Here is a 12608-nt window from a genome sequence, read left to right as displayed (position 1 = left end):
TGTTCATCTTCTATTAATGAGATGCTTTTATTATTTGAAAGTGAAGTATATTCTAAAAGTCCAACATTGTTTTTAGTCCAATAACCAAACTCCATATAACAACCTGTGTATATTTTATCTCCAACAACTTTTACAGAACGTAAAATAGTTTCGTTAGGCGAGTTGTAACGCCTCCAATTAGCTCCATTATACTCTAAAAGGCCAGCATTATTAGCTACATAAATTGTTTTATCTTTAGATTGTGAAATAGACCAATTTTGATTCTCACCATTATATTGTTGTGGGGAAAATATATTAATTGGCGGAACTTCTTGAGCTAGTAACTGGCCAAAAGTTAACAAAAAAACCAATGATAATAATGCCCCAATACTATTTTTAAAATATTTATACATACCAAATGTGTTATAATGCAATATACAACATTGTATGGGGATTAAAACAATCTATTATTTAACCATACATACATAATTTAAAAATTACATGGCTAATACATCAAATTTGATATTTATATTTGAACTATTATTAAAATTTAAAAAATAATTTATGCAAACTAGAGATTATGATGATTATGTGAATAAATATTCTTTTTATACTCATATAGGTGAGTTAATCAATAAAGCAATAAAAAAAGGATTAAATCTAAAAGAGCAAATGCTTTATTTAATTGATAATATTGGTGAATTTATCAAAAAAAGCACCTAACAATATTTATACTGCATAGCACCCTTCGGGATGCTACGACACCATACACGAAACGTTGTAGCCAATGTGAGAGCAACATTTCGGAAAAGAGTAAAATATGAATAAAAGAACAAGAATAGAATTACAATTAACACAAACCGATAAGATTCTTGAGATATTTGGTTGGATTTCTGTGTTTGGAATATGGACTTTGACATTAACGAACTATTTTGAATTACCTGAAATAATACCAACGCATTATAACGGAACTGGAGAAGCTGATGGATTTGGTAATAAGTCAAATATATTTGCATTACCCATAATTTCGACAATATTATTTATTGGATTGACAATTCTGAATAAAAACTCACACGTGTTTAATTATCCGAGTGAAATAACAGAAGAAAATGATTTACATCAATATACAAATGCAACTCGAATGATGAGAGTTTTAAAATTAGTTATTGTATTAATTTTTGGATTAATAGTTTTTAGAACAATTCAAAATGTAAATGGAAACGCAGACGGACTTGGAAATTGGTTTTTACCTTTGACTATGGCATTGATTTTTATTCCTATGATTTATTTTTTAATCAACGCTAATAGAAAGAAAAAAACGACTGAATAAAAAAAACACTGGCTACAACACCGTATAAAAATAATTGCGGTTTTAGTGTTAAACAAAGGTCGTTGCGTGTTTGTAACGTCTGATTTTTCCTTCGTAAAATCGAAGGTAATAATCTAAGAATAAACTTTCTTGACAATCTCTCTTTTTGCGTTTTCTAATCGTTACATTCATGTGACAAAATTTTGTACCGTTTTGTACCGTTTTGTACCGCAAATAAAAAAAGGTACAAATACGAGACAAAAATAGTTAAAAAAAGACAAACAAACTAAAAGTGTAATTTCAATAATAAATTTATATTATTAATTTTCAAGTAGTTATATTTATTTAGTTTGATGAAGTTTGTGCTAGTTACTTTCCAATACAGAAATTCGAAAATATATTACCAAGCAACTCATCATTAGAAACTTGACCAGTGATTAGACCAAATTGATATAAAGCTTCCCGAATATCTAACGCAATTAAGTCGCTTGAAAGATTAATTTCTAATCCATGTTGTACTTTTTGGATTTCTTCGAATGCTTTAATTAAAGAATCATAGTGCCTTGTATTAGTAATTATAGTTTCGTTATTACGTAACGCACCTGTATTTACAAAGCTTAATAGCTCGTTTTTTAATTCTTCTATACCTTTATTTTGCTTCGCAGAAAGTAATAAGTACTTAGAGTTTCCTATTGTTTTTAAATTAGCTTCTAATTCAGCTATTTGAATTTTTGATAACTTATCAATCTTATTAGGGATTATTAGCAATGGTTTTAATGGGTATTTATTCTTGATTTTTTCGATTTCAACTTTAAATGCTTCAAAATTACTTACAAATTGAACTGCATCAAAAAGATACAATACCACTTGTGACTGCTCAATTTTTTCGAAAGTTTTTTTAATTCCAATGCCTTCAACAACATCTTTAGTCTCACGTATTCCAGCTGTGTCAATAAATCTAAAACCAATACCTTCAATTACTAATTCGTCTTCGATAGTATCTCTTGTTGTTCCAGCAATATCGCTTACAATTGCTCTATCTTCATTTAATAAGGCATTTAACAGTGTGCTTTTTCCAACATTTGGCTCACCTACAATAGCTACTGGTATACCATTTTTAATAACATTACCTACTGCAAAACTGTCTATTAGTCGTTTTAATATAAAAGTAATTCTACCAATTAATTCTCTAAATTGAGTACGATCTGCAAACTCAACATCTTCCTCTGCGAAATCTAATTCTAACTCTATTAAAGATGCAAAATTTAGTAACTCTTCTCGTAGTTTTGCTATTTCGCTAGAAAAACCTCCACGCATTTGTTGCATTGCTATTTGATGAGAGGCAGCATTATCACTTGCAATTAAATCTGCAACTGCTTCTGCTTGACTTAAATCTAATTTAGCATTTAGGAATGCTCGTAAAGTAAACTCTCCTGCGTCTGCCATTCTACAACCTTCTCTTAGAAATAACTGAATGATTTCTTGTTGAATATATATTGAGCCATGACAAGAAATTTCTACAACATTCTCTCCCGTATATGAGTTTGGGTTTTTAAAAATAGATACTAAAACTTCGTCAATAGTTCTTACTCCATCCATTAGATGACCTAAGTGTATTGTATGTGTTTTCTGGTTTAAAAGTGTTTTTTTACTCTTAACAGATTTAAAACAATTATTAGCAATACAAATAGCATCTTCTCCAGAGAGCCTTATTATAGCTACTGCGCCTGCTCCAGAGGCTGTTGCTAATGCTACTATTGTGTCGGTTGTAATCATAACACAAAAGTAACAAATTGTAAATAGATAATTATCTTACACTCTACGGATATTCTTTTATATTTGCTTTAAAAAAATAAAATGCTAAAAAACATATCCTTAATCTTTTTCATATTTTGCATATTATCGTGTAAGAGTGGTGAAAATGATGGCTTCAAAATTTCAGGATTTACAGATAGTTATATCTCTGGAAGTATTGCCAGACTCTTTAGAGTAGAAAAGCAGAAAAAACAGGTTTTAGATTCTACAATTTTAGAAAAAGGTGTTTTTGTTTTTGAAGGAAAAGTAGCTAACCCAGATATTTATTACATTACCATAGATAATGTTATAGGTGCATTACCAATAATTGTAGCAAACGAAAATTTTAATCTAGAAATAGTTACCGATAGCATTTCTGCTTCTAAAGTAATTGGTAGTAAAGAAAACGACTACATAAATATCTACAAAAATGATTCACAATACCTGCGTGATGAATATAAAGAATTAAGTGATAAATTTCAGGATTATAGACTTAAAGATGATAAGGAAGGCATGCTTGCTGTTAAATTCTCTTTCGATAGTTTAGTATTAGAAAAAGGAAAATATGACGTATCTTTTATAAAAAAATACCCAAGTACTACTTTGTCTGCACTAACCTTAGAGCGCATTACTATGGCGAAACAAATTACTGAAGAAGAAACTAATACATTATACAACACTTTATCTAAAGAAATTCAAGAAACTAGAGCAGCTAAATATGCTCTAGAATTTATTGAAGAACAAAAAAGAAAAGGAAATTAAATTTTTCCTAATTTTTGCATTACAAACAAAACTACTATTGGTAAGCCCATTAGAAGTATCATTATTAAATCTTGCTCTAATAACCTAGGAGCCAATACTATTGTTATTATATAACCTCCAACAGCTCCTCCAAAATGAGCATCGTGACCTATATTTCCAATTTGTTTTTTCATTCCATAGATTGAATATAACAAGTAACCAATACCAAAAACAAAACCAGGAATAAAAAAGTTAATTTCCATCCATGGATCGAATAGTATAGCAGAATAAATTATACCCATAACCGCTCCACTAGCTCCTACTGCAGAATAATGATAATCTTTTTTGTGAAAATAATAAGACAATAAACTTCCAGTGATTAAGCTTACAAAATAAACTACTAGAAAACTAACTTCTCCAATACGGTAAATTACTCCATTTGCAAAGAAAAACAACGTAACCATATTAAATAATAAATGTTGAGTATTTAGGTGCAAAAAACCTGAAGATAACATTCTAATTTTTTCTCCTCTGGTTATTGCTCCAACATTAAACTTATATTTCTCGAAAAAAGAAAAATCATTAAAACCTTTAATAGAAACTAATACATTGACTACTATTAATATAATTGTTACAAGATTTAAATTACCCATATAGTATTCTGTTTTTTTAAATATAGCATATATTTGCCACTACAAATCTAAAACTAATTCATGCAATTATTAGCTTACATTTTAATTTATCCGTTTTTTTGGTTAGTATCTATACTTCCGTTTAGGATATTGTATGCTTTTTCAGATTTAATTTACCTCTTTATTTATAGTGTCTTTGGATATAGAAAAAAAGTAGTTCAAGAAAACCTAAAATTAGTTTTTCCAGATAAGTCTTCAAAAGAAATAAACAACATTACTAAAAAATTCTACCATCATCTATGTGATATGGTTGTAGAAGCTATGAAGTCTATGACAATTTCTGAAGCTGAAATGAAAAAACGCTACTCTTTTACAAACATAGAAGTTCTAAAAAAGCTTGAAGAAGAAAATAGAAGTGTTATTATTATGTGTGGTCATTATGCGAGTTGGGAGTGGAGTTTTATACTACAAACTTATTTGAGTCATAAAGGTTTTGCTGTATATAAAAGACTAAATAATAAATATTTCGATAGATTAATTAAACGTATTCGCGCAAAATACAATAGTCATTTAATTACTACAAAAGAGACTATTCAAATTTTAAAAGCTTCACATGCTAAAAACAAATTAACCATCACTGGTTTTGTTGCAGACCAATCACCAAAACTAAATAAAGCATACCATTGGAATAGTTTTATGGGTGTAACAGTACCAATACATACTGGTGCAGAAATGCTAGCAAAAGAGTTAGACCAAGTAGTTGTATTTTTTGATGTAAGAAAAGTAAAACGTGGCTACTACCAAACTACTTTTAAAACCATTGCAGAACACCCAAAAGAATTTAAAAACTACGAAATTACAGATGCGTTTAAGTGTCTTGTAGAAGAACAGATTAAAGAAGAACCAGAATATTATTTATGGACACATAAACGTTGGAAACACAGAAACAATGTGCCAAATGAATTTAAATAACTAAAGCACATGAGCTATTAAGTTTATATTTTAAATAATTATTTAGACTTATTCTAGCTTAAAAAAGTTCTTTTTCAGCATGATAATCTTTAAAAGCTGATTCTCTATTAAATGTAGAGATTTATATTTTTTAAAAAGCGTATACTCTGATTACCTTTCTATTGTATCACAAAGTAAAAAACATAACATTCTACTTATAAACTAATAAGTTTCCTCCTCAACAGTAATTCTAAAGATCAAACCAACTGTCTACTCTTAATTTTTTTTTTGGTACATAAGTTTTATGAATAAATTCATTATTAGCCTTATTATACTCATAATCTTTAGCCCATTCCTTATGATTCTCTGCTAAGGCAATTAAACCTTCGCAAACATAATCTATCTCGCTACAAGTTGTTGTTGGGTGAATAGACATACGTATCCAACCTGGTTTACGCATTAAATCACCTAAAGTTATTTCGTTTACTAAGCTATGAGATTGCTCTTGGTCTACATGAAGTAGGTAGTGTCCATAAGTTCCTGCACAACTACAACCTCCTCGTGTTTGTATTCCAAAACGGTCATTTAGTATTTTTACACCTAAATTAAAATGTAAATCTTCAATATAAAAAGACACAACACCCAAACGGTCTTTATGGTCTTCCGCTAAAATTTTAATATTACTAATCCCATCTAAATTAGAAAAAACTTGGTGTAATAATTCATGCTCACGATCTAGCATGTTTTTTACACCCATTTGCTCTTTTAATTTAATAGCTAAAGCTGTTTTTATAGTTTGTAAAAATCCTGGAGTACCACCATCTTCCCTATCTTCTATATTATCTATATACTTGTGTTCTCCCCAAGGATTTGTCCATGAAACTGTTCCTCCTCCTGGACAATCTGGAACCATGTTCTTGTATAATTTTTTATTAAATACCAAAACACCAGAAGTTCCTGGTCCACCTAAAAATTTATGTGGCGAAAAGAAAATAGCATCTAAAGCTTCATCTTCATTTTCTGGATGCATATTAATATCTACATATGGTGCAGAACAAGCAAAATCGACAAAACAAACACCACCATGTTTGTGTATTATTTTTGCAATTTCGTGATATGGTGTTTGTATTCCTGTTACGTTACTTCCGCCAATAACAGAAGCTATTTTAAGTGTGCAATCTTTATATTGCTCTAATAGTATTTCTAAATTTTCAATACTAAATAAACCATCTTCTCCTGCAGGAACAACTTCTACTTTAGCCATTGTTTCTAGCCAAGACGTATGGTTAGAATGGTGTTCCATATGTGTTACAAAAACTACTGGACGAATTTCTTCTGGAATAGTAGCATATTTACGTAAATTCTCAGGCACTTTTAATCCTAGAATACGTTGAAATTTATTGACAACACTAGTCATTCCATTGCCTGCAACAATTAAAACATCGTCTGCATTTGTGTTAACATGGCCTTTAATTATATTTCTTGCCTTGTGGTAAGCATTTGTCATTACAGTACCAGAAACTGTAGTTTCAGTATGAGTATTAGCTACAAAAGGTCCAAATTTATTAAGAATTTTCTCTTCAATTGGCCTGTATAATCTTCCGGAAGCCGTCCAATCTGTATAGATAATTTTCTGTTTTCCATATGGAGAATCAAACTCTTGGTCTATGCCAACAATATGCTTTCTAAATTGCGAAAAATAGGTTTCTAATTTAGATTGTCTTTCTTTTTTTTCTTTTGTAGTAATCATACACTTAAAATTATGTTGTTAAGGTACTAAATATTAGCGATTTCTTTAATTTCTGCAATAATCTTATCTGCTAATTCATCTGCAATTTGTTGAGATTTAGCCTCAGTATAAATTCTAATAATTGGTTCTGTATTACTTTTTCTTATATGCACCCAATTTTCTGCAAAGTCAATTTTTACACCATCCACAGTATTTAGGTTTTCATCTTTATAATTTGCTTCCATTTTCAATAAAATAGCATCAACATTAATTTCTGGAGTTAAAGTTATCTTTTTCTTGCTCATAAAATAACTAGTATATGTTTTGCGTAATTCGCTAACACTCATTTTCTTTTCTGCTAAAAGCGTTAGAAATAAAGCAACACCTACAAGTGCATCACGTCCATAATGAGACACTGGATAAATAATACCTCCATTACCTTCTCCACCAATAACAGCTTTATTTTTTTTCATTAGTGCCACTACATTTACCTCTCCAACAGCACTAGCTTCATAAGTTCCACCATGTTTTTCTGTAATATCTCTTAAGGCACGAGTAGAACTCATGTTGCTAACAGTATTTCCTGGATTTCTACTTAATACGTGGTCTGCACATGCTACTAATGTGTATTCTTCACCAAACATGTCTCCATTTTCATCCATAAAAGCTAACCTATCTACATCTGGATCTACTACAATTCCAAAATCTGCATGATATTTTTTAACTTCAATAGATAAATCTGTTAAATGTTCCTTTAAAGGTTCTGGGTTATGTGGAAAATGACCATTTGGCTCACAATATAATTTTACAGCCTCCACTCCTAAACGTTCTAGTAATAATGGAATTGCGATTCCTCCACTACTATTTACACCATCTACAACTACTTTAAAATTAGCAGCCTCAATTGCTTTTTTATCTACAAAGTCTAAATCTAAAACTTCATCAATGTGTATGTCTATATAGGCATCATTCTTTGTGATTTCTCCTAAATTATCAACATCTGCAAACTGCATAGCATTACTTTCTGCAATTTCTAAAATTTTTGCTCCTTCTACTGCATCTAAAAATTCTCCTTTTGCATTTAACAATTTTAAAGCATTCCATTGTTTTGGGTTATGACTTGCTGTTAATATTATACCACCATCTGCATGTTCCATTGGCACAGCAATCTCTACTGTTGGAGTTGTAGACAGACCTAAATCAATAACATGTATACCTAAACCTACTAATGTATTCATTACTAAATTCTGAATCATTTCTCCAGAAATTCTAGCATCTCTACCAACAACAACTCTGTAATCTTCTTTTTCTCGTTGAGATTTTAACCAAGTGCCGTAGGCAGATGCAAACTTTACGGCGTCAATTGGTGTAAGATTATTGCCTACATTTCCGCCAATAGTTCCTCGAATTCCTGAAATAGATTTTATAAGTGTCATTACTTTAATTTTATAGTCCAACTACAAATATAGTATTTCAAAAGCGGAAAAATCTATTATGAATTCGTAAATTCGACTTATGAATTTTCTTGCACACATTTATCTTTCCGGAAACAACAAAGACATCACTATTGGTAATTTTATTGCAGATGGCATTCGTGGTAAAAAATACTTAAAATACCCTAAAGACATTCAAACAGGTATTTTATTACATCGTCAAATAGACACTTTTACAGATACACATAAAACCGTTAGATTAAGCACTAAAAGACTCCACAAAAATTATAGCCATTACTCTGGTGTAATTGTGGATATTTTATATGATCATTTTTTAGCTAAAAACTGGAGTCGTTACTCTAATATACCATTAGATAAATATATAGATGATTTCTACAGTAGTTTAGAAGAGAATTTTGAAATACTACCTAGTCGAATTCAAAAAATGATGCCACATATGATTGCAAACAACTGGATATTAAGTTACGCCTCTATTGAAGGTATCACAAAAGTTTTAGAGAGTATGAATAGGAGAACACAAAACCGTTCACAAATGAATTTAGCTGTAAACGAACTTCAAGAATTTTATACTGAGTTTGAAGATGAATTTACTTTGTTTTTTGATGATTTAATTACCTTTTCTTCTAAAAAATTACAAGATATTGAAAACAGATAATTATGCTTTTTTTAATGTAGAAACTCACAACTATGAAATCAATAAAAATAATAATTACTACTGTTATAATACTAATATGTTTCTCTTGTAAAAAGGAGAAAGTGAAACATGGCCTTATTTCAAAAAAAGCTATGATTGTTTCTGCAAGAATTGAAGCTTCAAACATTGGAAAACAAATATTAGAACAAGGAGGTAATGCTTTTGATGCAATGATGGCAACAGATTTAGCCTTAGCAGTTGCTTACCCTTATGCTGGAAACCTTGGTGGTGGTGGATTTATGGTTTATAGACTAAACGATGGTAGTATTGGGAGTTTAGATTATAGAGAAAAAGCACCTTTAGCTGCTACAAAAGATATGTATTTAGATTCCTCAGGAAATGTAATACCAAACCTAAGTACTCGTGGAGCAATGGCTGTAGGTGTTCCTGGAACGGTTGCAGGTGTTTTTGAAGCTCATAAAAAATTTGGAATTCTTCCAATAGAAACAATAATAAAACCTGTAATAGATTTAGCAAAAAGAGGAGTTATTGTTACAAAAAAGCAAGAGATTAGGATGGCAGAAAAACAAGAAGAGTTTATACTTACAAATAAAGATTCTATACTTTTTACAAAAAAGTGGAAACAAAACGATACAATTAGATATATAAACCTTGCCAAAACTTTAACGCATATCATGGAAAATGGTAGTGATGAATTCTATAAAGGTGGAAGCGCAAAAATATTAGCAAAATTTATTCAAAATAATGGAGGTGTAATTACTGAAGAAGATTTATCGAATTATAAACCAAAATGGAGGACTCCAATTACTTTTAATTACGACGATTTACGTATTATTTCTATGTCACCTCCCTCAAGTGGAGGAATTGCAATGGCACAAGTATTAAAATCTGTAGAAGATTTTGATTTAGATAAATTTGGGCACAACTCATTAAAAACAATTCAAGTAATCGCTGAAGCAGAACGTCGAGCTTATGCTGATAGAAGTTATTACTTAGGAGACCCTGAATTTGTTACTATTCCGCAAAACAAACTAATAAGTGATGAATATTTAAAAAATAGAATGTCAAGTTTTTCTTTTAAAAAAGCAACTCCATCAAAAGATATATCTCACGGAACCATAGGTATTGTAGAAAGTGATGAAACTACGCACTACTCTATTGTAGACCAATTTGGAAATGCGATTTCTGTAACTACTACTTTAAACTCAGGATATGGTTCAAAATTATATTGTGAAGAATTAGGATTCTTTTTAAATAATGAAATGGATGATTTCTCAAGTAAACCAGGAGTTCCAAACGTTTATGGCTTAATTGGTGCAAAAGCAAATTCTATATTACCAGAAAAAAGAATGCTAAGCTCTATGACACCTACTATTGTTGAAAAAAATGGTAAATTATTAATGAGTGTTGGCACACCTGGAGGTTCTACAATTATTACTTCCGTTTTACAAACAATTTTAAATGTTCATGAATTTAATATGACAATGCAAGAAGCTGTAGATGCACCTCGTTTTCATCACCAATGGTTACCAGATGAAATTAGAATGGAACCTAATCGTTTTAGCAAAGAAACTATTAAACTTTTAAAACAAAAAGGTTATATTATAAACGAAGAGCGTTCTCCTGTTATTGGCATTGTTGATGGTGTTTTAGTTTTACAAAATGGTCAACTTGAAGGTGGTGCAGATTCTCGTGGAGATGATGCGGCAGCTGGTTTCTAATTTGTTATATCAAAAAAACGTTAAAATATTTCTCATATTTTTATTTAAGTATTAATTGTTTTAATTTAGTAAAATTTTTTCATAATATGACTATAACATTTAAAGCACCTCAAAAATTTTACTACACAATATTTGTTCTGACAATTTTATTTGGCTTAAAAAGTCATGCGCAATTAACACCAAGTTTTGCAGGAAATACAATAGATTTAGGTAATAATTGTTATCAAATTACTTCTAATACAAACTTTCAACTTGGTGCAGTATGGTATAATAATGCCATAGATTTAAATTCAGATTTTGATATTGTTTTTGATGCTAATTTTGGTGTCAATGATGCAAATGGTGCAGATGGAATTGTTTTTGTATTAAAAACATCACCAGCCACAGTAGTAGGTAATCCTGGTGGAGATTTAGGATATGGAGGAATTAACAATTCAATGGCTGTTGAGTTTGATACTTGGCAAAATAATGACAGAAATGACCCATTTAATGATCATGTCGCTCTAATCTCTGATGGAAACACAAATCATGTTGGAGCAACAGCGTTGTCTCCTTCCGTAAATGCCTCAGCTGTTTCTGGAAATATTGAAGACGGTGTTTCTCACGAAATTAAAATTACTTGGAGAGCAATGTCTCAAGAATTTAGAGTTGTCTTTGATTGCAATGAAAGAATTTTGTATTCAGACGATATAATTAATAATCTATTTGGTGGAAATTCAAATGTATTTTTTGGATTTACTGGTTCTACAGGTGGATCAACAAACCTCCAAACAGTATGTTTTAAAAGTATTTCTTTTGTAGATGAGTTTCTTTTAGACAATCAAAGTATTTGCTCTGGTGACATTATAAACTCTATTGATGCTACTTATGATGATGCATCAAATTATTTATGGTCACCAAGTACTGGAGTAAGTAATATTACAATACCAAATCCAATATTCTCACCAATTGTTGATACCACATATACTGTACAGATTACAGATGCATGTGGTGAAATTGTTTCTACTAATTTTGATGTAACAGTAGTACCAACAGGTGATTCAACATTTACAATGCTCCCAAGTTGTACTGGAGCAACAGTAAACTCTGTTACAACACCAGGTGGTACATATGCTTTTAATCCTCCTCCAGCTGATGGAGCAATAATAAACGTAACTTCTGGGAATATAGCTAATGGTGTTCCTGGTACAAATTACACAGTAAATTATACAACATCAGGCACTTGCCCTTCAACAAGTCAATTTACCGTAACCTTAGGTGCTACAAGTGACCCTTCATTTACAGTGACAGGAACTTGTGATGGAGCAACAGCTACAATTACAGGTGATACAGGAGGTTTTTTTGTTTTCAATCCAGTACCAACAGATGCTGCAGTTATAGATGCGTCTACAGGAACTATTACAGGAGGAACACCAAGTGCAACTTATACAGTTGAATATACAACAGTTGGTTCATGTTCAGATACATCAACACAAAATGTTACTGTATTAGCTCTAGAAGACGCAACCTTTACTATGTCTGCTTCTTGTGACGGAGGAACTGCAACCATTACAGGAGACGCAGGAGGAACATTTGTTTTTAATCCTGTACCAACGGATGGTGCTTTAATTGATGCTGCTACTGGAACCATTACTAATGGAGTA

General features: G+C 30.8%; 10 protein-coding genes and 2 pseudogenes. 7 read left to right on the top strand and 5 right to left on the bottom strand.

Annotated features, from left to right (window positions below):
* Window positions 1-392, bottom strand: a pseudogene (locus QNK89_RS09490) (LuxR family transcriptional regulator); the annotation flags it as partial.
* Window positions 393-543: 151 nt separating this feature from the next.
* Here QNK89_RS09490 and QNK89_RS09485 point away from each other — a divergent pair.
* Both QNK89_RS09485 and QNK89_RS09480 read left to right on the top strand, forming a co-directional pair.
* Window positions 544-702, top strand: coding sequence for a hypothetical protein (locus tag QNK89_RS09485; protein ID WP_340170781.1), 159 nt, complete (start codon window positions 544-546; stop codon window positions 700-702).
* 97 nt (window positions 703-799) lie between these two features.
* Complete coding sequence (locus QNK89_RS09480; protein WP_340170780.1) at window positions 800-1309, top strand: DUF1648 domain-containing protein; 510 nt, start codon at window positions 800-802, stop codon at window positions 1307-1309.
* 348 nt (window positions 1310-1657) lie between these two features.
* Here QNK89_RS09480 and mnmE read toward each other — a convergent pair whose 3' ends face one another.
* A complete protein-coding gene (gene mnmE, locus QNK89_RS09475; protein ID WP_340170779.1) occupies window positions 1658-3064 on the bottom strand; it encodes a tRNA uridine-5-carboxymethylaminomethyl(34) synthesis GTPase MnmE in 1407 nt (468 codons plus the stop codon).
* Between the two features lie 81 nt (window positions 3065-3145).
* Between mnmE and QNK89_RS09470 the strand changes: the two genes are divergently transcribed.
* On the top strand, window positions 3146-3844 hold the full coding sequence (locus QNK89_RS09470) for a DUF4369 domain-containing protein (RefSeq protein WP_340170778.1): 699 nt from the start codon (window positions 3146-3148) through the stop codon (window positions 3842-3844).
* Here the strand turns inward: QNK89_RS09470 and QNK89_RS09465 are convergent.
* Entirely contained in the window at window positions 3841-4476 is a 636-nt protein-coding gene (locus tag QNK89_RS09465) for a rhomboid family intramembrane serine protease (RefSeq protein ID WP_340170777.1), read from the bottom strand. The genes QNK89_RS09470 and QNK89_RS09465 overlap by 4 nt on opposite strands.
* Window positions 4477-4536: 60 nt before the next feature.
* Between QNK89_RS09465 and QNK89_RS09460 the strand changes: the two genes are divergently transcribed.
* Window positions 4537-5427: a lysophospholipid acyltransferase family protein gene (locus tag QNK89_RS09460; RefSeq protein ID WP_340170776.1), complete on the top strand. Its 891-nt coding sequence runs from the start codon at window positions 4537-4539 to the stop codon at window positions 5425-5427.
* Window positions 5428-5656: 229 nt separating this feature from the next.
* Here QNK89_RS09460 and QNK89_RS09455 read toward each other — a convergent pair whose 3' ends face one another.
* Complete coding sequence (locus tag QNK89_RS09455) at window positions 5657-7156, bottom strand: aminotransferase class V-fold PLP-dependent enzyme (protein WP_340170775.1); 1500 nt, start codon at window positions 7154-7156, stop codon at window positions 5657-5659.
* A gap of 26 nt (window positions 7157-7182) precedes the next feature.
* Window positions 7183-8571: a phosphoglucosamine mutase gene (gene glmM / locus QNK89_RS09450; RefSeq protein WP_340170774.1), complete on the bottom strand. Its 1389-nt coding sequence runs from the start codon at window positions 8569-8571 to the stop codon at window positions 7183-7185.
* 79 nt (window positions 8572-8650) lie between these two features.
* Between glmM and QNK89_RS09445 the strand changes: the two genes are divergently transcribed.
* From QNK89_RS09445 to QNK89_RS09435, 3 genes and pseudogenes are all read left to right on the top strand, one after another.
* Window positions 8651-9244 carry an acyl carrier protein phosphodiesterase gene (locus QNK89_RS09445; protein ID WP_340170773.1) on the top strand — a complete coding sequence of 198 codons (594 nt, stop codon included), beginning with the start codon at window positions 8651-8653 and terminating at the stop codon, window positions 9242-9244.
* 32 nt (window positions 9245-9276) lie between these two features.
* Entirely contained in the window at window positions 9277-10965 is a 1689-nt protein-coding gene (ggt, locus tag QNK89_RS09440; protein WP_340170771.1) for a gamma-glutamyltransferase, read from the top strand.
* An 86-nt stretch (window positions 10966-11051) separates the two neighbouring features.
* A pseudogene (locus QNK89_RS09435) lies at window positions 11052-12608 on the top strand (hypothetical protein); the annotation flags it as partial.

The organism is Lacinutrix sp. (assembly GCF_037625555.1).
Classification (GTDB): domain Bacteria; phylum Bacteroidota; class Bacteroidia; order Flavobacteriales; family Flavobacteriaceae; genus Lacinutrix.
This window is presented reverse-complemented; position numbering and strand designations above follow the sequence as displayed.